Here is a 21,065-nt window from a genome sequence, read left to right as displayed (position 1 = left end):
CAGGTCAACGCACCGCCGACTTGGCAGCGCGCAGCAATCGATCGGATAAATCTCCTGGGCCGAGCGCTCTTGCGAGTGCCAGACCACCCACCATCAAGGCCACGTCGGCTAAAGCTTTGTCGGTGTCCTCGGGGCTGGACGCCAACTGCGCAATCATCAACTCCAGGTGTTCGTTCAGCGCGATGCGGAACGATTCCGGCAAACGGCCCAACTCGCCAATCGAAGCCGGAATCGGGCATGCCGCGTCACTGGAATCACGATGCTTGCGCGACAGGTAGAACGCAGCGACCAGGGCGCGGCGCTCTTCGCCGGTCAGTTCGGCATCCATGTCAGCAATCAGGTCGCGGCGGCGACCGAGTAATTGCTTGAACGCTTCGAGCATCATCGCGTCCTTGCTTTCGAAGTGCGCATAGAAGCCACCGACGGTCAGGCCGGCTGCGCCCATCACTTCGCCCACGCTCGGGTCGGCCGGGCCACGCTGGATCAGTGCGGCGCTGGCAGCCTTAAGGATGCGTTCGCGGGTTTGAGCTTTTTTATCGTTCATCGTTGCCTCCGAATATTACGACTAGAATATTATTCTTATAATAATATTCTGCAAGTCAAGGATATGACCGCTGGTCTGAAGCACAGTGTAAGGAAAAAGGAGAATTGGCCAAACGCCAGACAAACAAAAGGGCCATTCAATAATTGAATGACCCTTATAAAATCCCGCAGAGCGGGTAATCGTGGCGTCCCCTAGGGGACTCGAACCCCTGTTACCGCCGTGAAAGGGCGGTGTCCTAGGCCACTAGACGAAGGGGACACAAACCTTCTATACAACTGATCAGCGCTGAGAACTGATCGATTCAAGGCCGGTGTGGCCAGACCTTGAACTTGTAAAATTGGTGGAGCTTAGCGGGATCGAACCGCTGACCTCCTGCATGCCATGCAGGCGCTCTCCCAGCTGAGCTAAAGCCCCGGATTTTTCGCCTCGCGGCGGAGCGACATTTTGCAACATCGCTTCTGTAAAACTGGCGTCCCCTAGGGGACTCGAACCCCTGTTACCGCCGTGAAAGGGCGGTGTCCTAGGCCACTAGACGAAGGGGACGCAAACCCTTCTATACAACTGATCAACGCTGAGTGTTGATCGCTTCAAGGCCGGTGTGGCCAGACCTTGAAGTGTAAATTGGTGGAGCTAAACGGGATCGAACCGTTGACCTCTTGCATGCCATGCAAGCGCTCTCCCAGCTGAGCTATAGCCCCTCATCGTTGATGTCATCGCTGAGGACGGGGCGAATCTTAAGGGCGTATCGAAAGCCTGTCAAACTTATTTTTGAAATTTTTCAAAGTTTTTCGTCGGCATAACAATCACTTACCGCCCTCCCCCCGTAAATTCGGGAGAAGCGCCGAAGGCAGGATCAAAAGATCGCAGCCTTCGGCAGCTCCTAAAGCGAAGCAAAAGCAATCAGGCGATAGCGCCCAGCAGCTTTTCCCACTCTTTGTTTTCTTTCTTCGACACGCCGCCCAGCAGATCAATCGCCTGGCGCAGACGATAACGGGTCAGGTCCGGGCCGAGGATTTCCATGGCATCGAGCACCGACACCGAACTCGCCTGACCAGTGATCGCAGCGAACATCAGCGGCATCGCATCACGCAGTTTCAACTCCAGCGATTCGACCACAGCCTGAATCGTCGCAGTGATGTTGTCCTTCTCCCACTGACGCAGGCTTTCCAGCTTCCACAGGATCAACTGCATCAACTGACGAACCTGATCGCCGGAGAGCTTCTTCGATTCGAACAGTTTGGCATCCGGATTGACGCCACCAGCGAAGAAGAACCCGCCCAGCGGTGCAACCTGGCTGAAGGTTTCGACGCGACCCTGAACGTGCGGCGCGATCTTCATCATGTAATCGGAATTGAACGCCCACTTCTGCACGCGTGCGGCGAACTCTTCCACCGGCAGATCACGCAGCCACTGGCCGTTGAGCCACGACAGCTTCTCGATGTCGAAGATCGGCCCGCCGAGGGACACACGCTTGAGGTCGAAATTGTCGACCATTTCCTGCAGCGAGAACTTCTCGCGCTCGTCCGGCATCGACCAACCCATGCGGCCGAGGTAGTTGAGCATCGCCTCAGGCATGAAGCCCATGCGCTCGTAGAACGTCACCGAAGTCGGGTTTTTGCGCTTGGACAGCTTGCTCTTGTCCGGGTTACGCAGCAGCGGCATGTAGCACAGCTCCGGTTGCTCCCAGCCGAAGTATTCGTACAGCAGAATCAGTTTTGGCGCCGACGGCAGCCACTCTTCGCCGCGCAGGACGTGGGTGATGCCCATCAAATGGTCGTCGACAACATTGGCGAGGAAGTACGTCGGCAGGCCGTCGGTCTTCATCAGCACTTGCATGTCCATGCGATCCCACGGGATCTCGACATCACCACGGAGCATGTCCGGTACCACGCAAACGCCTTCGCTCGGCACTTTCATGCGGATTACGTGCGGTTCGCCGGCAGCCAGACGGGCGGCGACTTCTTCTTTCGACAGCAGCAGCGCGCGGCCGTCGTAACGTGGAGTTTCGCCGCGAGCCATTTGCTCGGCGCGCATCTGATCCAGCTCTTCAGCGGTGCAGAAGCATGGGAACGCATGGCCCATGTCGACCAGTTGCTGGCAGTACTTCTGGTAGATGTCACCGCGCTCGCTCTGACGGTACGGGCCGTGCGGGCCGCCGACGTCCGGGCCTTCGCTCCAGTCGATACCCAGCCAGCGCAGGGCGTCGAAGATCTGCTGTTCGGACTCACGGGTCGAACGCAACTGGTCGGTGTCTTCGATCCGCAGGATGAACTCACCGCCATGCTGCTTGGCAAAGCAGTAGTTGAACAATGCGATGTAAGCGGTACCTACGTGGGGATCCCCGGTAGGCGATGGCGCGATGCGAGTGCGGACGGTGGTCATGGCATGTCTCGAAAAGAATGAAAAGCAAAACAATCAAGCGGCGAATGGTAACAGGCGACACCCGCCCCGCTCCAGCAGGCAGGGCATTTAAGCCAAGTTTGCCTCTGGAACGCCCGTAAGCCGCAGTGAATGGGTAAATATCAGCGGATGACATTTACCGTTTATCGGCTGTATGCCAGATTCGCCTGCTGATAACTTTCCTTACAATTCCTCGACTACAGTTTGCCCATGCCTGCCCAACTCAAGCGTCGCCTGTTGATTTTCCTGCTGCTCGTCCTGCTGATCGCCGGGGGCTTCTTCGCTCATTGGTTTTTCAAGGGACGCTTTTATGAAAGCACCGACAACGCTTATGTCCAGGGCGAAATCACCCGTGTGTCGAGCCAGTTGAGCGCACGCATCGATGAAGTGCTGGTGCAGGACAATCAGCACGTCGAAAAAGGCCAGTTGCTGGTGCGCCTCGAACCCAATGATTTCCGCCTGGCCATCGACCGCGCCAATGCCGCCCTCGCTACCCGCGAAGCCGAACGCCTGCAAGCGCAGAGCAAACTGACCCAGCAATCCAGCCTGATCGCCGCTAGCGATGCACAAGTGGCGACCACCCAAGCGACGCTTGGCCGCTCGCAGATGGATTTGTCGCGGGCAGAAACCCTGCGCAAACCCGGTTATGTTTCCGAAGAACGCGTGACCACCCTCTCCGCCGACGCCCACATTGCTCGATCACAAGTGGCCAAGGCGCAAGCCGATGCGCAGGGCCAGCGCCAACAGGTCAACGCCCTGAACGCGGAAATCAAACGCCTCGACGCACAGATCGCCAACGCCCGCGCCGATCTCGCGCAAGCCGAACTCAATCTGACCCGCAGCGAAATCCACGCGCCAATCAGCGGTCTGGTCGGCCAGCGTGCCGCGCGCAATGGTCAAGTGGTGCAGGCCGGCGCTTATCTGCTGTCGATCGTCCCGGACGAAGACATCTGGGTGCAGGCCAACTTCAAGGAAACCCAGATCGGCCATATGCAACCCGGCCAGAAAGCCGAGCTGACCTTCGATGCCTATGGCGACACGCCGATCGAAGCGCGGGTCGACAGCCTGTTCGCCGCGTCCGGCGCGCAATTCAGCCTGCTGCCGCCGGACAACGCCACCGGCAACTTCACCAAAGTCGTGCAGCGGATTCCGGTGAAACTGACCTTCAAGGCCGACAACCCGCTGCACGGCAAGATCCGTCCGGGCATGTCGGTGACCGCTACCGTGAACATCAAAGACGCCCCGGACAATGGCCGGTGATGCGCTGATCCGCCCGGTCGGCGAGCCGACCCGGCGCGATTGGATTGCGGTGATGAGCGTGATGCTCGGCGCCTTTATGGCGGTGCTCGACATCCAGATCACCAACTCGTCGCTGAAAGATATTCAGGGTGCGTTGTCGGCGACGCTGGAAGAAGGCTCGTGGATTTCCACTTCTTATCTGGTCGCGGAAATCATCATGATCCCGCTGACCGCGTGGCTGGTGCAGTTGCTCTCGGCGCGACGTCTGGCGGTGTGGGTGTCGCTGGGCTTTCTGGTTTCCTCGCTGCTGTGCTCGATGGCCTGGAGCCTGGAGAGCATGATCGTCTTCCGCGCCATGCAGGGTTTCACCGGCGGCGCGCTGATCCCGCTGGCGTTCACCCTGACCCTGATCAAACTCCCCGAACACCACCGCGCCAAAGGCATGGCCATGTTCGCCATGACCGCGACCTTCGCGCCGTCCATCGGACCGACGCTGGGCGGCTGGCTCACGGAAAACTGGGGTTGGGAGTACATCTTCTATATCAACATCCCACCGGGCCTGATCATGATCGCCGGGTTGATGTACGGGCTGGAAAAGAAAGAAGCGCACTGGGAATTGCTGAAAAGCACCGACTACACCGGCATCCTCACACTGGGCATCGGCCTTGGTTGCTTGCAGGTATTTCTGGAAGAAGGCCATCGCAAGGACTGGCTGGAATCGAGCCTGATCGTGACATTGGGCAGCATTGCGCTGGTGAGTCTGATCACTTTTGTGATCGTGCAGATCTCCAAACCGAATCCGCTGATCAACTTGGGAATCCTGCGTAATCGCAACTTCGGCTTATCGAGTATTTCCAGCTTGGGCATGGGGGTCGGGTTGTACGGCTCGATTTATCTGTTGCCGCTGTATCTGGCGCAGATCCAGAACTACAACGCCCTGCAGATCGGCGAAGTGATCATGTGGATGGGCGTGCCGCAGCTGTTCCTGATTCCGCTGGTGCCGAAGCTGATGAAGTTCGTTTCGCCGAAATGGCTGTGCACGATCGGCTTCGGGCTGTTCGGGCTGGCGAGTTTTTCGTCCGGGGTGCTCAACCCGGATTTCGCCGGGCCGCAGTTCAATCAGATCCAGATTATTCGCGCGCTGGGGCAGCCGTTGATCATGGTGACCATTTCGCTGATCGCCACGGCGTACATCCTGCCGCAGGATGCGGGGTCGGCGTCGAGCCTGTTCAACATCTTGCGCAACCTCGGCGGTGCGATTGGCATTGCTTTGCTGGCGACGCTGCTGGATGCACGCACCAAGACTTACTTCGACTATTTGCGCGAGGCGGTGGTGCCGACCAATCCGCAAGTGGCCGAGCGGCTGGCGTCGATGACTGATCGGTTTGGCAACGATACGGCGGCGCTGGGCAAGTTGAGTGAGATCGTCCATCAGCAGGCGGCGATCATGGCTTACAACGATGCGTTTCACTTTGTCGGGATTGCGTTGGGGATCAGTATGTTGGCGATATTGTTGACCAAGAAATTGCCAGAGGGGCTTAAGGCTGGGGAGTCTCATTAAGACCGCGTTGCCGCCATTCGCGAGCAGGCTCGCTCCCACAGAGGTTTTGTGAACGACACAATTCCAATGTGGGAGCGAGCCTGCTCGCGAAGAGGCCCTGTCCGGCGCTAGAGATCAAACAGCCAAAAGCCGTTCACGCAGTTTGGCAATCTCATCACGCATCTGCGCCGCCGCTTCAAACTCCAGATCCCGCGCCAGCTGATACATCTTCTCTTCCAACGCACGAATACGCTTGGTGATTTCGCTCGGTGAGCGCAATTCGGCTTCGTACTTGGCGTTCTCTTCGGCAGCCTTGGCCATGCCTTTGCGCTTCTTGCTGCGCGAACCCGGCACGGTGGCGCCTTCCATGATGTCGGCGACATCCTTGATCACACCGCGCGGGGTGATGCCGTTTTCCAGGTTGAAGGCGATCTGCTTGTCGCGACGCCGCTCGGTCTCGCCAATCGCTCGCTCCATCGAACCGGTCATGCGATCGGCGTAGAGAATCGCTCGGCCATTGAGGTTACGCGCCGCGCGGCCAATGGTCTGAATCAGCGAACGCTCGGAGCGCAGGAAGCCTTCCTTGTCCGCATCAAGAATCGCCACCAGCGACACTTCCGGCATGTCCAGACCTTCTCGCAGAAGGTTGATCCCCACCAGTACATCGAACGTGCCGAGACGCAGGTCGCGGATGATCTCGACGCGCTCGACGGTGTCGATGTCCGAGTGCAAATAACGCACGCGCACGCCGTGGTCGGCGAGGTAATCGGTGAGGTCTTCGGCCATGCGCTTGGTCAGGGTGGTGACCAGCACCCGCTCCTCGACCGCCACGCGTTTGCTGATTTCCGAGAGCAGATCGTCGACCTGAGTCAGCGCCGGACGCACTTCTACCTGCGGGTCGACCAGACCGGTCGGTCGCACCACTTGCTCGACCACCCGCCCGGCGTGCTCGGCTTCGTAGTTGCCTGGCGTCGCCGAAACGAAAATAGTCTGCGGGCTGACCCCTTCCCACTCGTCAAAACGCATTGGCCGGTTGTCCAGCGCGGATGGCAGACGGAAGCCGTATTCGACGAGGGTTTCCTTACGCGAGCGGTCGCCCTTATACATTGCGCCGACCTGCGGCACGCTGACGTGGGATTCGTCGATCACCAGCAAGGCATCGGCCGGCAGGTAATCGTAAAGGGTTGGCGGCGCGGCACCGGCCGGACGTCCGGACAGATAGCGCGAGTAATTTTCGATGCCGTTGCAGTAACCCAGTTCGAGGATCATTTCCAGGTCGAAACGGGTGCGCTGTTCAAGGCGCTGGGCTTCCACCAGTTTGTTGTTGCTGCGCAGGTATTCAAGACGTTCCTGCAATTCGACTTTGATGTGTTCGATGGCGTCGAGCAGGGTTTCCCGAGGCGTCACATAGTGGCTCTTCGGGTAAAAGGTGAAGCGCGGCATCTTGCGGATGACTTCGCCGGTCAGCGGATCGAACGCGGAAATGCTTTCGACCTCGTCATCGAACAGCTCGATGCGGATCGCTTCGAGATCGGATTCCGCCGGGTAGATATCGATCACATCACCGCGCACGCGGAAGGTTGCGCGGGCGAAATCCATGTCGTTGCGGGTGTATTGCAGATCGGCCAGACGCCGCAGCAGCGCACGCTGATCGAGTTTGTCGCCGCGATCAACGTGCAGGACCATCTTCAGATAGGTTTCCGGGCTGCCGAGACCGTAAATGCACGACACCGTGGTGACGATGATCGCGTCCTTGCGCTCCAGCAACGCCTTGGTCGCGGACAGACGCATCTGCTCGATGTGGTCGTTGATCGATGCATCCTTCTCGATGAAGGTGTCGGACGACGGCACATAGGCTTCCGGCTGATAGTAGTCGTAGTAGGAAACGAAGTATTCGACGGCGTTGTTCGGGAAGAAGGCCTTGAACTCGCCATACAACTGCGCAGCGAGGGTTTTGTTCGGCGCCAGCACCAGCGTCGGGCGCTGTATCTGCGAGATGACATTGGCGATGCTGAAGGTCTTGCCCGAGCCGGTCACACCGAGCAGCGTCTGGTGCGCCAGCCCGGCTTCGATGCCCTCCACCAGTTGGCGAATGGCTTCTGGCTGGTCGCCGGCGGGCTCAAAGCGGGTGACGAGCTGGAATTCGGACATATACACCTCTGGGATCGCGGCATTCCGAACAAAGCGGAGCACCACGGGGACGACCGCAAACGACCGATGTCGCGCAAGAAAAAACCTGGATTGTGCTCAATGTGGTGGCGATTGCCTCACCTTTCAAGGCAAACGTCCTACATCCGCTAAAGACTCTGACACGGGCAGTCGACTAACGGTCAAGAAATAATCGGAAAAACTTACCGTAAAAGCCGAATCGCCTGTCGCCATTGTTCAGTAATGGCCTCTATACTAGCTCCCCGTTTGTGCACCGCTCTAGTGCATCCGGCTGGAGCGCGACACGTCCCTCCATTCTCCATTCAGAGCCGCCGCAATAATGAGCCTGTTCTCCGCTGTCGAAATGGCACCCCGCGATCCAATCCTGGGCCTCAACGAAGCATTCAACGCCGATACCCGGACCACCAAGGTCAACCTGGGCGTGGGTGTTTACTGCAACGAAGAGGGGCGAATTCCACTTCTGCGCGCCGTGATCGAAGCCGAGACGATTCGCGTCGCTCAACACGCTTCGCGCGGTTACTTGCCGATCGATGGCATCGCTGCCTACGACCAGGCCGTGCAAAAGCTGCTGTTCGGCAACGACTCGCCGCTGATCAGCGCCGGTCGCGTCATCACCACTCAGGCCGTCGGCGGGACCGGCGCACTGAAAATCGGTGCCGACTTCCTCAAGCAACTGCTGCCGAACGCCGTCGTCGCGATCAGCGACCCGAGCTGGGAAAACCACCGCGCCCTGTTCGAAACCGCCGGCTTCCCGGTGCAGAACTACCGTTACTACGATGCTGCCACCCACGACGTAAACCGTGCCGGCATGCTCGAAGACCTCAACGCCCTGCCGAACGGCTCGATCGTTATCCTCCACGCGTGCTGCCACAACCCGACCGGCGTCGACCTGACCCCGGCGGACTGGAACAACGTGCTGGAAGTGGTTAAAGCCAAAGGTCACGTGCCGTTCCTCGACATGGCGTACCAGGGTTTTGGCGACGGTATCGACGAAGACGCCGCTGCCGTGCGCCTGTTCGCTGAATCCGGTCTGACTTTCTTCGTCTCGAGCTCGTTCTCCAAGTCGTTCTCGCTGTACGGTGAGCGCGTTGGCGCGCTGTCGATCATCAGCGAATCGAAAGAAGAAAGCGCGCGCGTGCTGTCGCAAGTCAAACGCGTGATCCGCACCAACTATTCCAACCCGCCGACCCACGGCGCGAGCATCGTTGCCGCGGTGTTGAACAGCCCGGAACTGCGCGCGCAGTGGGAAGCAGAGCTGGCCGAAATGCGCCTGCGCATTCGCGGCATGCGCGAGCAGATGGTTGCCCTGCTGGCGGAAAAAGCCCCGGGCCGCGACTTCAGCTTCGTTGGTCGTCAGCGCGGTATGTTCTCCTACTCTGGCCTGACCACTGAGCAAGTGCATCGCCTGCGTAACGAGTTCGGCATTTACGCACTGGATACCGGCCGTATCTGTGTGGCAGCGCTGAACCAGAGCAACATCAAGGCTGTGACGGATGCGATTGTTCAGGTCATCTGATAACGCTGCGTGATGAAAAACGGGAAGCCTTGGGGCTTCCCGTTTTTTATTGTCACGAAACAATCCCTATCCCCTCTAAACTGCACACATGTCCAAATGTGGGAGCGAGCTTGCTCGCGAAAGCGATCTGTCATTCAACATCGTTGTCGACTGACATGACGCCTTCGCGAGCAAGCTCGCTCCCACAGGTGATGAGTACATTCCAGAATTTTGTGAGATCAGATATGAAAAACGACAACCTGCGCGCCGACCGTGACGATCTGGATGATTTCATCCCCCGCGCCTCGGCCAAACGCGAAAAAAGCCTGGTGCTGCAAGTGGCGGCCGGGGTGTTTCTTGGCGGTCTGGTGCTATGGCTGGTGCAACTGGCAGCCACGGCGGCTTACGCCAAACTGATGCTCGGCACCATTACTTTCGGCAGTTAAGTCAACTCGGTGGCGCGCTGACTGGCGGCATCGTCATACGCGACGTACAGCGATTCGGCGATCTGGCTTTTGATCGCCTTGGTGCTTTCAAGGCCCAGGACAAAACCTTCAGCCTTGCCGCCCGCGCGGTTCAATTCCTCGGCGGTACTGGCCTGGGTGATTGCATCAAAGAGTTTTTCGGCATGGGGGCCGACGCCTTTGGGCAGGCTGATTTGCGCGATGCTCATGCGAACACCTCGCTGTTGCGGGACAAATGGTTCATGACGCGTACCTTTTTCGGCGAATGGCCGGCAGCGCGTGTGACCACTTCCGGGCGGCCATGGTAGACCTCTGCTACGGTTCTGGTAACCGCCAATCGCTGACAAACCACCCTCCATCCAGAAGATTCACCTGATTTTGCAACCGGCGCTTGACTTCTCTTTTTGAATCAGTAACATACGCACCAATTCCGCAATAGCTCAGTTGGTAGAGCAAATGACTGTTAATCATTGGGTCCCTGGTTCGAGTCCAGGTTGTGGAGCCAAATAGCAAAGCCCCTGAATCGAAAGATTCAGGGGCTTTTTTGTGGGCGATGGAAAAGATCAGAAGATCGCAGCCTTCGGCAGCTCCTACAGATTCAGCGTTCATCCGCAGAATCGGCGGAGTATGAGATCTGTGTAGGAGCTGCCGAAGGCTGCGATCTTTTGATCTTGAAATGAAAAAGGGTCGATCTGTGTTTAACAGATCGGCCCTTTTTGTTAGAGACAGCGATCAGACATGCTCGCTGCTTTTCACCTGCGCTTTCGGCGCGCCATGTCCGTGGTCGTGATCATCCGGCTCGATCACCGGCACTTCCTTGCCATCGCAGTCATGCAGTTTGCCATCGCTGAAGTAGTCGCCTTCGCGCAGCGCATCGAGATCGCGATAACGCAGAGTCCGCTCCTCCGCCGCCGCAAACACCGATTGCTGATCCGAGTTGCCCGCCGTGAAGTGGTTGAACGCCAGGTTGAGCAGGATCGCCATGATCGCCGACGAACTGATGCCCGAGTGGAAAATGGTCGCAAACCAGCTTGGGAAGTGATCGTAGAAGTTCGGTGCAGCAATCGGGATCATGCCGAAGCCGATCGAAGTAGCAACGATGATCAGGTTGACGTTGTTGCGGTAATCAACTTTCGACAGCGTACGGATGCCGCTTGCCGCCACGGTACCGAACAGTACGATACCGGCGCCGCCGAGTACCGACGTCGGCACGGCTGCGATGACCCGGCCCATGAACGGCAGCAGGCCAAGGATCACCAGAAAGATGCCGCCAGTAGCGACCACGTAACGGCTCTTGATCCCGGTCACCGCCACCAGCCCGACGTTCTGGGCGAAGGCGCTCTGGGTGAACGAACCGAAAATCGGCGCAAACATGCTCGACAGCATGTCCGCGCGCAGGCCATTGCCCAGACGCTTGGAATCGACCTTGGTGCCGATGATTTCACCGACCGCCAGAATGTCCGCCGAGGTTTCCACCAGGGTCACCATGACCACGATGCACATCGACAGGATCGCGGCGAAGTGGAAGGTCGGCATGCCGAAATGGAACGGCGTCGGGAAGCCAAACATCGGCCCCGTGGTGACGCTGGAAAAATCCGCCATGCCAAGGAACACCGCCAGCACCGTGCCGATCACCATGGCCAACAGGATTGACAGACGCGAGATGGTCGAGCTGCCGACCTTGCTCAGCAACAGCACCAATACCAGCGTGACCGCCGCCAGACCGATGTTCTGCATGCTGCCGAAGTCCAGCGCGTGGCTGTTACCGCCCATCGCCCAGCGTGCGGCCACTGGCATCAGCGTCAGGCCGATGGTGGTGATCACGATGCCGGTGACCAGCGGCGGAAAGAACTTGGTGATACGGGAGAATACCGGTGTGATCAGCAACCCGATCAAGGAGGCGGCAATCACCGCGCCGAGCACCGACTGGAAGCCGCCCTCTCCGCCACTGCTGACGATCGCGACCATGGTCGCCACGCCGGAGAATGACACACCCTGTACCAGCGGTAACTGACAACCAAAAAACGGTAGACCCAGGGTTTGCAGCAGCGTCGCCAGCCCCCCCGCAAACAATGAAGCAGCAATCAACAAACCGATGTCCGCCGGCGACAGGCCGGCCGCCTGGCCGATGATCAGTGGCACCGCAACGATACCGCCGTACATGGTCAGAACATGTTGCAGGCCGTAAGCCATATTCGCGCCGACCCCGAGATTCTCGTCCTCGGGCCGTTGGTGTGAAACATGGGGCGTTTTCATGGTGGGGGGTTCCCTGGTTTTTGTTATGCGCACACTGTATTCAATACTCGTGACAAATGTCCATAGAGTTGTATACAACTTACCAGTCACATAATGGATAGGTAGCCACCCAAGCTTCTAGCGCGCTGCTCCCATCCCCCACGAATCCGGCAACACTTCCTCTCCAGTGCCCTCGCCTGCCGCCACTACGCTGAAGTGTTCACGGCGACCGACGGTGCAGTCGCACTCTTTTTTATACATATAAAATATGCATAATGAAGTCATTCACTATTAAGTACGACAAAAGCAAGAACGCAGCCAACAAACTCAAGCACAAAGGCGTCAGCCTGGCCGAAACCGGGCCGGTCTTTGACGACGAACGAGCACTGACGATCGAAGACAACGACCATGACGAACAACGCTGGATCACTATTGGCCTCAACGGCAAAGGGCGTTTGCTGGTCGTTGCGTACAGTTACCGGGAAGCGAATGTCGTTCGAATCATTTCTGCACGTGCCGCCACACCGGGCGAACGTTGCGCTTATTTTCTGGAGGCTTGACCGATGAAAGATGAATATGACTTTTCTCAGGGCAAACGCGGCGCAGTGGCGTCAAACAAAGGTAAAACCCGCATCACCATCATGCTCGACGACGCCGTCATCGAGGCAGCGCGTACGGTCGCGGAAAACGAAGGGTTCGGTTATCAGACGGTGATCAATAACACCCTGCGCCATGCCCTGCTCGATGCCGTCGCCAAACCGGAACAAGCCGAATCGAGCGGGCAATTCAAGAAAGGCATTACCGCCGCAGACCTCAAGAGTCTAGAGAAAAAACTGTCGGCAGCGGTCGGGGAAATCCGCCGAGTGCTGGAGCCCGACGCCAAGCCCTAAACGGAAACCGGTGCGATCATCCGCGCCAGAGCCTGCCGTATGTGGGGCAGATCCGGCAGGTGCAGAGCAAACTCGCGCGCCAGCAATCCAATCAGCTCATCGACCTGCGTCACCTCGCGTCGCTCACTGCTGACGCCCATGCGATGAACAGCGAAACTGCCGTTATTCAGCGTCTTGCGCCAGCCCTCACCGGTACGCGCAACCATCAGACGATTGGCAAACGGTGATTCCGGATGCGTCGAGACATACCAGTTGCCAATGGTGTAATCGATGTCTTCCTGGCGCTGCAGGTCGAACAGGTACATCGGCCGCCATTCACCCGCCACCTGGGCACGCAGCATGTAGCCGTCGGCCTGCCGTTCGATGCGAAAGGGTTCGTGCGGGGTGGCCTGCTCGGCCTCGGTGTCGAGGAGCAGCGGCGCGGTGGGCACCATGCCGCCAAAACCAACGTCGGTGATGTAGCGCACATCATCGATGATCACCAGGCTCAAGCGATGCGTGCGCGCCGTCCAGCTGCCTTCTGGCTGATTCATCACCACCCGTCCGCTGATGGCGCGTGCGTCGAAACCCAACTCCAGCAATAAGGCAAAAAACAGGTTGTTCAGCTCATAGCAGTAACCACCACGCCCACCGAGCAGGACCTTCTCCTCGATGGACGGCAGATCGATCAACACCGGAGCCCCGGTAATCGTCGCCAGATTTTCGAAAGCAAACACGCCGGTGTGGCGCAGTTGCAACACGCGCAAGGCTTCCAGCGTGGGTGCCGGCGGCGCATCGAAACCCAGACGTTGCAGGTACAGCTTCAGATTCGTCAGGCGTGGCTCACTCATTGCTCAGTCCTTTTGCATGGGGCCGCAGTTCACTGCGTTGATGGTCGCCATGTATACGGGATCCGGCAATGGTTTCGACAATTGATTTCGCCAATCGCCCGCTAGCGTTTCTTGCGGGAGCCGATACGAATCCACGTCGGCGCATGGTCACTGGCGTGGGGTTCGTTGCGGACCCAGGCGTCTACACCGGCCTCGTGCAGATACGGACTCAGTGCCGGGTTGAGCAATAGATGATCGATACGCAGACCGGAGTTGGTTTGCCAGTGCTGGCGGAAATAATCCCAAAACGTATAGAGCCGATCCTCGGGATACAGATGGCGCAGCGAATCGGTCCAGCCCTGATCGAGCAAGCGCTGATAACACTCGCGACTCTCAGGTTGCAGCAGCGCATCCTTGAGCCAGGAACGAGTGTTGTAAATGTCCATGTCGGTGGGTACGACGTTGTAGTCACCGGCCAGCACCACCGGGTGATCGCTGCTTTGCAGGTCTTTCGCATAGCTGATCAATCGTTCAAACCAGGCCAGTTTGTAATCGAATTTCGGTCCCGGTTGCGGGTTGCCATTGGGCAGGTACAGGCAGCCGACCAGCACGCCGTGCACCGCTGCCTCCAGATAACGACTGTGCTTGTCATCCGGATCACCCGGCAGACCGCGTCGGCTCTCCAGCGGCTGCGCATCGCGGGCGAGAATCGCCACGCCGTTCCACGAGGCCTGGCCCTGCCAGATTGCGCCGTAACCGGCGGCTTCCAGTTCAGCGACGGGGAATGCCGTGTCGACGGATTTGAGTTCTTGCAGGCAGGCGATGTCCGGTTGCTCGCGTTTGAGCCAATCCAGCAGGTTCGGCAAACGTGCGCGTAAACCGTTGACGTTGTAGGTGGCGATCCGCAGGTTTTTCATCGGCTGAGGCTCCTGCCCAAGGGTTGTAAAAATTGTGACCCCGTAATCATCGCGCCGGTTGCATCAGGTCGGTCTCGTGCGGCGTAATAGGAGCTCGCCTTTCGCCCGCACCGCCGAGACCTGAATCCCATGCCCACCACGCTGCAAGGTCAGCGCATCCTTTTGCGCCCGCTTCAGTATTCAGATGCCGCTGCCCTGCTCCACGCTGCCGCCGATGGCGAATTGTGGAATCTCACCGTCACCGTGGTGCCGTCGGCCAGCACCGTCGACAGCTACCTGAAAAAAGCGCTCGATGGACGTGACGCCGGCACGGTGATGCCTTTTGTGATCGTGCTGAAAGATAGCGGTGAAGTCATCGGCTCAACGCGCTTCTGGAAGATCGACCCGCTCAATCGCAAGCTGGAAATTGGCAGCAGCTGGATCGCGGCGAGCTGGCAGAAGTCCTTCGTCAACACCGAAGCCAAGTATCTGATGCTGCGCCACGCTTTCGAAGTGCTCGGTTGCGTGCGCGTGCAGTTCACCACCGACGAGAACAATCAGAAGTCACGCAACGCCATCCTGCGTCTTGGCGCACAACAGGAAGGCATCGTCCGCCATGAGCGGATCATGCCGGACGGACGCAAGCGCAACTCGGTGCGGTTCAGCATCATCGACGACGAGTGGCCGCAGGTGCGCTTGCACCTGGAGCAGAAACTCGGCGCCTGAGCCTTCAGGCGCGATTGCGCAGCCACTGCAGAAAGCCTCTTTTCGGTACCACCGCCGGCGCTTCCTCGGTCAGCGATTGCGCCTTGTGCAGGCGGTAATCGAGCAGTGTCTGCATCGCGTCGTGAATGTCATGACGGGCATCGAGACACGGCTTGAGGTACGACTTCTCGATGCGATACAACGCGCAAAAGGTCTTCGCCGAAAAGTCTGCCGGCAATGCTGTATCGGCCAAGATCCCAGCCTCGCCAATCACTTCGCCCGGCCCCATGCGCCCGGATTCGAACGGTGTGCCGTGGCGCTTAAGGGTCACCGAAACCACGCCGGACTCGATAATGAACAGGTGATCGCTGACCTCGCCGCCCGCCAGAATGATTTCGCCAGCGCGGAAGGTTTGCAGGCTCATGTTCTGGCTGAAGGTGTCTTTTTCTTCCTGGCGCAGGGTCGAGAAGATCGGCGAACTGTCGAGCAACGCTCGTGGCCGCGACAAATTGGTCGGCGCAGTGCTTTCATCACTCGACAGCAGGTTGACCCCGGATGCCTGCAAGTGCCGATACGCCAGATCGAACAGTTGATTGCGCACCACGCGTTTCTCCCCCATCGACGCAACGAAGCCACTGATCTCGTATTCCGCACCACTGCTGCCGGAGCTTTTCAGTGCGACGCTCGGTGCAGGTGTGTCGAGCAACTGGCGACAGCCCTGCATCGCCCGCTCCAGCGCATCGATCACCGAACTGGGCCGGGCATGCGGGCTGACCTGCACGCTGACCGCGACGCCGAACATGTTGCTCGGTCGACTGAAGTTGATGATCTTGGCTTTGGCCGCCAGCGAGTTGGGAATCACCGCCATGCTGCCCTGACTGGTTTGCAGGCGCGTGGCGCGCCAGTCGATGTCGGTGACCCGCCCTTCCGTGCCGTCGATGGAAATCCAGTCATCCAGTTGATACGGCTTGGTGGTGTTGAGGACGATCCCGGAGAACACGTCGCTGAGCGTGCTCTGCAAGGCCAGACCGACGATGATCGCCAGCGCACCGGATGTCGCCAGCACACCTTTGACCGGCAGATCCAGTACATAGGCCAGCGCGGCAATGATCGCGATGAGGAAAATCACCGCGCCGAGCAAGTCCTGCAACAGCCGGCCGGTGTGGCCGACTCGCTGCATCATTACCGCGCCGATCAACACCGTCAGGGTGCGCGCACCGAACAGCCACCAGCCAATCTGCAACCCGGTCGCCGCCAGGTGCAGCGGCACGTTGTCGGCCCACGGTGCAGGCTCCATCGGGTTGAGGCCTTCGTTGAACAGCAGGACGCTGAACAGCGTGAAAATCAGCACCCGCACCAGCAGTTTCCACTCGCTGCCATGGGAACTGATCAAACGCCACAGGCCCAGATCGAGGAGGATCAGGATCAACGCGCAGAACAACGGGTGTTCGGTGAGCAGAGACAGCATCAAACAACTCCGACGGGGGCCAATCGCGAGAAGATCGCACAGATTGAGCAAGTGTAGGAGCAATTGATTTCAGAGGATGAACACGCCCGCAAAAACACCACAAAACCCATGTAGGAGCTGCCGCAGGCTGCGATCTTTTGATCTTGAAAAAACAACAAAGATCGCAGCCTGCGGCAGCTCCTACACAGGTTTACGGGGTGGCGGGTTATTTATCGTTAGTCAGGCTGTTGTAGCTGGTGAACAGGTTGCGGTAGTCCGGAATGTGGTTGGAGAACAGCGTGCCCAGCCCTTCGATGTCGTTGCGCCAGTCGCGGTGCAGCTCACAGGCCAGACCGAACCAGGTCATCAATTGCGCACCGGCGCTGGACATGCGATTCCACGCCGATTCGCGGGTCAGTTCGTTGAACGTGCCCGAGGGCCTGATGGTCGACCAGCAACACCGCAGCGTTGTTCTTGTCCAGACGTTTGTATTGAGTGGTCATAGCAGTAATCCTCGCGGGTGGTAGAGGCCGACGGGGTCGGCCTCAGGAGACTCGATCAGCGCTGGGAATCCAGCACTTCGTGTTCGTTCGCGACTTGCTGAGCCTTGAGGTAGCTCTCGATCAGCAATTGATAGTGCGGCATGGCCTGGGCGTAGACGGCCGCCCACTGCTCGGCATCGGGACGGTTCCACGAGCCTTGCAGCTCGGAAAGCGTAGCCATGATGTCGATCGGCACCACCCCGGCCTGGGCCAAACGGGCCACTGTCAGATCAGTGGCCAGTTTCGAGTGATTACCGGACGCATCGACCACGGCAAACACCCTGTAGCCTTCGTGCACGGCGGCGATCGACGGGAACGCCAGGCAGACGCTGGTCAGGGTGCCGGCAATCACCAGGGTTTTCTTGCCGGTGGCTTTGACCGCTGCATGAAACTCCGGGTTGTCCCAGGCATTGATCTCGCCTTTGCGCGCCACGTATTGCGCGTGCGGTGCGGCTTCGTGAATCTCCGGAATCAACGGCCCGTTCGGCCCTTGCGGCACGGAGGCCGTGGTGATGACCGGCATTTTCAGCAGGGTCGCGGCCTTGGCCAGCGCGATGGCGTTGGCGCGCAGTTGCGGCACATCCATGTCCTTGACGATCTGGAACAGACCGCTCTGGTGGTCGATCAACAACATGGCCGCATCGCTGGCATCGATGGTCGGTTTCTGGCCGTCGAAATTCGCTGCATTGACAGTGTTCATGGGCGTTTCCTCTTTTCTATAGGCGACAGCCATCCCTGGCCTGCGAACCGGCCTACGCGTCCTGTGTAGAGCGGAGTGGTGGTGCGTTAAGCGTGCATCTGGCCGAAGCGGCCGGACTGGAAGTCGGCGAACGCCTGGTGGATTTCCTGCTCGGTATTCATCACGAACGGGCCATGGCCGACGATCGGTTCGTCGATCGGTTCGCCACTGAGCAGCAACACCACCGCGTCCTGGCTGGCTTCGAGCGTCATCTGATGTCCGTCACGCTCGAACAGCGCCAACTGCCCTTCGCGCACCGCTTCCACACCGTTGACCTGCACCGAGCCTTTCAACACCACCAGCGCGGTGTTGCGGCCTTCATGCAGATCGAGCGTCAGCAACTTGCCGGCGTTCAGGCGCAGATCCCACACGTCGATCGGCGTGAAGGTGCGCGACGGGCCGGTGTGGCCATCGAACTCACCGGCGATCAGGCGCAGGCGGCCGGCGTTGTCCTTGAGCGCAATGCTCGGGATGTCACTGTCGAGAATGGTCTGGTAGCCCGGCGCGGCCATTTTGTCTTTGGCCGGCAGGTTGACCCACAGCTGCACCATTTCCAGTTTGCCGCCGGTTTTGGCGAAGTTTTCCGAGTGAAACTCCTCGTGGAGAATCCCGGACGCGGCCGTCATCCATTGCACATCGCCCGGGCCGATCACGCCGCCGCTGCCGGTCGAGTCGCGGTGCTGCACTTCGCCTTCATACACGATAGTCACGGTTTCAAAACCACGGTGCGGATGCTGACCAACGCCACGCCGTTCGGTGGTCGGGGTGAAATCGGCCGGGCCGGCGTGATCGAGCAGCAGGAACGGGCTGATGTGTTTGCCCAGGTTGTCGTAGGAAAACAGCGTGCGAACCGGGAAACCATCGCCGACCCAATGGCCGCGCGGGCTGGTGTAGATACCGATGATGTTTTTCATGGTTGTCTCCAATGGGGGTGAGTGATGCGATGGATTAAGCTTAAATCCATGACCATTAATGCACTAGACTGCAAAAATCAGCCTTAGCGTTCTATCTGGAGAACGATGGTGGAAGACCTCAACACCCTCTACTACTTCACCCAAGTGGTCGAGCACCACGGATTCGCGGCCGCCGGGCGCGCGCTGGACATGCCCAAATCAAAACTCAGCCGGCGCATCGCCGAGTTGGAAGAACGCCTCGGCGTGCGCCTGCTGCACCGCACCAGCCGTCATTGTTCATTGACCGAAATCGGCCAGGCCTATTACCAGCGTTGCCTGGCCATGCGCATCGAAGCCGAGAGCGCCGCCGAACTGATCGAGCGCAACCGCTCCGAGCCGCAAGGCCTGGTACGCCTGAGTTGCCCGACGGCGCTGCTTAACTCGTGGGTCGGGCCGATGCTCACGCGTTACATGCTCAAGTACCCGCTGGTGGAGTTGTTCATCGAGAGCACCAATCGTCGGGTCGACTTGATTCATGAAGGATTCGACATCGCGCTGCGCGTGCGTTTTCCGCCGCTGGAAAACACCGACATGGTCATGAAGGTGTTGGGCAACAGCACGCAATCGGTGGTCGGTAGCCCAGAGTTTGTCGAACGCCTGTCGTCACCGCCCTCGCCCGCTGACCTCAATGGTTTGCCGAGCCTGCATTGGGGCGCGGCGCAGCGGGAGTATCAGTGGGAGTTGCTGGGGCCGAATGGCAATACGGCGCTGATCCGCCATACGCCACGAATGGTCACCGATGATTTGATCGCGTTGCGTCAGGCGGTAATTGCCGGGGTTGGCGTGGCGCATTTGCCGAGCGTAGTCGTGCGAGAGGACATTGCCGCCGGGCGCGTCGTGGAGCTGATTCCGGGGTGGGCACCGAAATGCGGGGTGGTGCATGCGATCTTTCCGTCGCGACGCGGGTTGTTGCCGTCGGTACGTACGTTGATTGATTTTCTTGGGGAGGAGTTTGCCCAAAGCGACATTGCCTGAATCGGCGGTGCGCCCTTCGCGAGCAGGCTCGCTCCCACATGAGCATGCATTCCAATGTGGGAGCGAGCCTGCTCGCGAAGGGGCCAGCCCGGACAACATAAGTCCTGAAAATGATTCATGACTTCCGGTCAACAGTGCTTTGCCCCACCAGCGGTTTTTCTCAACGATACCGACGCGGATACTCCTGCCCATTCCCACTGCAACCCCTGGAGTCTTTCATGTCTGTTCCCGCTTTCGGTCTTGGTACGTTTCGTCTGCAAGGCCAAGTGGTCATCGACTCGGTGAGCACCGCCGTCGAACTCGGCTACCGGGTCATCGACACCGCGCAAATCTACGAAAACGAAACCGATGTCGGCCACGCCATCGCGGCCAGCGGCATCCCGCGTGAAGAGCTGTTCCTCACTAGCAAGATCTGGGTCGCCAACTTCGCCAAGGATCGCTTGATCGACAGCCTCAAGGACAGCCTGCAGAAACTGCAGACCGACTACCTCGACCTGACCTTGATTCACTGGCCGTCGCCGGAAAACCAGGTCCCGGTGGAAGAATTCATGGGCGCCCTGCTGGAAGCCAAACGCCTGGGCCTGACCCGGCAGATCGGTGTTTCCAACTTCACCATCGATTTGATGAAGCAGGCGATTGCTGCGGTCGGTGCAGAAAACATCGCGACCAACCAGATCGAACTGCACCCGTATCTGCAGAACCGCAAGGTAGTCGAGTTCGCCCGCAGCCAAGGCATCCACATCACTTCGTACATGACCCTCGCCTACGGTGAAGTGCTGAACGACCCGCTGATCCAGCAGATTGCCGAACGCCTGCAAGCCACCCCGGCGCAAGTCACCCTCGCCTGGGCGATGCAGTCGGGCTACGCGGTGATCCCGTCGTCGACCAAACGCGCCAACCTGCAAAGCAACCTTGCCGCAACGGCGCTGACCTTGAGCAATGCCGACATGGCGCTGATTGCCACGCTTGATCGCGACCATCGCCTGACCAGCCCGAAAGGCATCGCGCCTGACTGGGACTGAC

General features: G+C 59.1%; 19 protein-coding genes, 5 tRNA genes and 1 pseudogene. 10 read left to right on the top strand and 15 right to left on the bottom strand.

What is annotated here, in order from left to right; genetic code table 11:
• Window positions 1-4: 4 nt before the first annotated feature.
• The 6 genes from F8N44_RS16150 to gltX all read right to left on the bottom strand — a co-directional run bounded on the left by F8N44_RS16150 (window position 5) and on the right by gltX (window position 2,926).
• Window positions 5-544: a TetR/AcrR family transcriptional regulator gene (locus F8N44_RS16150; protein WP_007913421.1), complete on the bottom strand. Its 540-nt coding sequence runs from the start codon at window positions 542-544 to the stop codon at window positions 5-7.
• A 182-nt stretch (window positions 545-726) separates the two neighbouring features.
• Window positions 727-802, bottom strand: a tRNA-Glu gene (locus F8N44_RS16145).
• 80 nt (window positions 803-882) lie between these two features.
• A tRNA-Ala gene (locus tag F8N44_RS16140) sits at window positions 883-958 on the bottom strand.
• Between the two features lie 53 nt (window positions 959-1,011).
• Window positions 1,012-1,087, bottom strand: a tRNA-Glu gene (locus tag F8N44_RS16135).
• Window positions 1,088-1,166: 79 nt separating this feature from the next.
• Window positions 1,167-1,242: transfer RNA gene (locus tag F8N44_RS16130), tRNA-Ala, on the bottom strand.
• A gap of 202 nt (window positions 1,243-1,444) precedes the next feature.
• Window positions 1,445-2,926 (bottom strand): glutamate--tRNA ligase, encoded by a 1,482-nt coding sequence (gene gltX, locus F8N44_RS16125; protein WP_150651000.1) that lies wholly within the window; start codon window positions 2,924-2,926, stop codon window positions 1,445-1,447.
• A gap of 228 nt (window positions 2,927-3,154) precedes the next feature.
• Here gltX and F8N44_RS16120 point away from each other — a divergent pair, with 228 nt between their 5' ends.
• Both F8N44_RS16120 and F8N44_RS16115 read left to right on the top strand, forming a co-directional pair.
• Complete coding sequence (locus F8N44_RS16120; protein WP_095111759.1) at window positions 3,155-4,204, top strand: HlyD family secretion protein; 1,050 nt, start codon at window positions 3,155-3,157, stop codon at window positions 4,202-4,204.
• Between the two features lie 49 nt (window positions 4,205-4,253).
• Complete coding sequence (locus F8N44_RS16115; protein ID WP_191630902.1) at window positions 4,254-5,744, top strand: MDR family MFS transporter; 1,491 nt, start codon at window positions 4,254-4,256, stop codon at window positions 5,742-5,744.
• 114 nt (window positions 5,745-5,858) lie between these two features.
• Here the strand turns inward: F8N44_RS16115 and uvrB are convergent, their stop codons facing one another.
• A complete protein-coding gene (gene uvrB / locus F8N44_RS16110; protein WP_007913411.1) occupies window positions 5,859-7,874 on the bottom strand; it encodes an excinuclease ABC subunit UvrB in 2,016 nt (671 codons plus the stop codon).
• A gap of 337 nt (window positions 7,875-8,211) precedes the next feature.
• Between uvrB and F8N44_RS16105 the strand changes: the two genes are divergently transcribed.
• Both F8N44_RS16105 and F8N44_RS16095 read left to right on the top strand, forming a co-directional pair.
• Window positions 8,212-9,408, top strand: a complete 1,197-nt coding sequence (locus F8N44_RS16105; RefSeq protein WP_038363598.1) for an amino acid aminotransferase — start codon at window positions 8,212-8,214, stop codon at window positions 9,406-9,408.
• Window positions 9,409-9,632: 224 nt separating this feature from the next.
• Window positions 9,633-9,833, top strand: coding sequence for a hypothetical protein (locus F8N44_RS16095; protein WP_053118898.1), 201 nt, complete (start codon window positions 9,633-9,635; stop codon window positions 9,831-9,833).
• Here the strand turns inward: F8N44_RS16095 and F8N44_RS16090 are convergent.
• Window positions 9,830-10,060, bottom strand: a complete 231-nt coding sequence (locus F8N44_RS16090; protein ID WP_150650998.1) for a hypothetical protein — start codon at window positions 10,058-10,060, stop codon at window positions 9,830-9,832. The genes F8N44_RS16095 and F8N44_RS16090 overlap by 4 nt on opposite strands.
• Window positions 10,061-10,280: 220 nt before the next feature.
• Between F8N44_RS16090 and F8N44_RS16085 the strand changes: the two genes are divergently transcribed.
• Window positions 10,281-10,356 (top strand) — tRNA-Asn (locus F8N44_RS16085).
• A gap of 227 nt (window positions 10,357-10,583) precedes the next feature.
• Here F8N44_RS16085 and F8N44_RS16080 read toward each other — a convergent pair.
• On the bottom strand, window positions 10,584-12,107 hold the full coding sequence (locus F8N44_RS16080) for a nucleobase:cation symporter-2 family protein (protein WP_150650997.1): 1,524 nt from the start codon (window positions 12,105-12,107) through the stop codon (window positions 10,584-10,586).
• Window positions 12,108-12,361: 254 nt separating this feature from the next.
• On the opposite strand from F8N44_RS16080, the gene F8N44_RS16075 reads away from it, so the two are divergent.
• Window positions 12,362-12,646 carry a BrnT family toxin gene (locus F8N44_RS16075; protein ID WP_150650996.1) on the top strand — a complete coding sequence of 95 codons (285 nt, stop codon included), beginning with the start codon at window positions 12,362-12,364 and terminating at the stop codon, window positions 12,644-12,646.
• A gap of 3 nt (window positions 12,647-12,649) precedes the next feature.
• On the top strand, window positions 12,650-12,976 hold the full coding sequence (locus F8N44_RS16070; protein ID WP_150650995.1) for a BrnA antitoxin family protein: 327 nt from the start codon (window positions 12,650-12,652) through the stop codon (window positions 12,974-12,976).
• On the opposite strand, the gene F8N44_RS16065 is transcribed toward F8N44_RS16070, so the two are convergent.
• Window positions 12,973-13,806 carry an arylamine N-acetyltransferase family protein gene (locus F8N44_RS16065; protein WP_150650994.1) on the bottom strand — a complete coding sequence of 278 codons (834 nt, stop codon included), beginning with the start codon at window positions 13,804-13,806 and terminating at the stop codon, window positions 12,973-12,975. The two genes, F8N44_RS16070 and F8N44_RS16065, sit on opposite strands and share 4 nt — an antisense overlap.
• A gap of 101 nt (window positions 13,807-13,907) precedes the next feature.
• Window positions 13,908-14,702 (bottom strand): exodeoxyribonuclease III, encoded by a 795-nt coding sequence (gene xth / locus F8N44_RS16060; protein ID WP_093432029.1) that lies wholly within the window; start codon window positions 14,700-14,702, stop codon window positions 13,908-13,910.
• 129 nt (window positions 14,703-14,831) lie between these two features.
• On the opposite strand from xth, the gene F8N44_RS16055 reads away from it, so the two are divergent.
• Window positions 14,832-15,407: a GNAT family N-acetyltransferase gene (locus F8N44_RS16055; RefSeq protein WP_150650993.1), complete on the top strand. Its 576-nt coding sequence runs from the start codon at window positions 14,832-14,834 to the stop codon at window positions 15,405-15,407.
• A 4-nt stretch (window positions 15,408-15,411) separates the two neighbouring features.
• Here the strand turns inward: F8N44_RS16055 and F8N44_RS16050 are convergent, their stop codons facing one another.
• The 4 genes and pseudogenes from F8N44_RS16050 to F8N44_RS16035 form a co-directional block, all read right to left on the bottom strand.
• Entirely contained in the window at window positions 15,412-16,854 is a 1,443-nt protein-coding gene (locus F8N44_RS16050; RefSeq protein ID WP_150650992.1) for a mechanosensitive ion channel family protein, read from the bottom strand.
• 205 nt (window positions 16,855-17,059) lie between these two features.
• A pseudogene (locus F8N44_RS16045) lies at window positions 17,060-17,269 on the bottom strand (hydrolase); the annotation flags it as partial.
• Window positions 17,270-17,391: 122 nt separating this feature from the next.
• Window positions 17,392-18,075, bottom strand: coding sequence for an isochorismatase family protein (locus F8N44_RS16040; RefSeq protein WP_122661605.1), 684 nt, complete (start codon window positions 18,073-18,075; stop codon window positions 17,392-17,394).
• A gap of 86 nt (window positions 18,076-18,161) precedes the next feature.
• Window positions 18,162-19,028 carry a pirin family protein gene (locus F8N44_RS16035; RefSeq protein WP_150650991.1) on the bottom strand — a complete coding sequence of 289 codons (867 nt, stop codon included), beginning with the start codon at window positions 19,026-19,028 and terminating at the stop codon, window positions 18,162-18,164.
• A 105-nt stretch (window positions 19,029-19,133) separates the two neighbouring features.
• On the opposite strand from F8N44_RS16035, the gene F8N44_RS16030 reads away from it, so the two are divergent.
• Both F8N44_RS16030 and dkgB read left to right on the top strand, forming a co-directional pair.
• Entirely contained in the window at window positions 19,134-20,042 is a 909-nt protein-coding gene (locus F8N44_RS16030; protein ID WP_150650990.1) for a LysR substrate-binding domain-containing protein, read from the top strand.
• Window positions 20,043-20,260: 218 nt separating this feature from the next.
• Window positions 20,261-21,064, top strand: a complete 804-nt coding sequence (dkgB, locus tag F8N44_RS16025; RefSeq protein ID WP_150650989.1) for a 2,5-didehydrogluconate reductase DkgB — start codon at window positions 20,261-20,263, stop codon at window positions 21,062-21,064.
• Window position 21,065 lies beyond the last annotated feature (1 nt).

This window comes from Pseudomonas fluorescens (assembly GCF_902497745.1).
GTDB classification, from domain to species: Bacteria; Pseudomonadota; Gammaproteobacteria; order Pseudomonadales; family Pseudomonadaceae; genus Aquipseudomonas; species Aquipseudomonas fluorescens_BM.
This window is presented reverse-complemented; position numbering and strand designations above follow the sequence as displayed.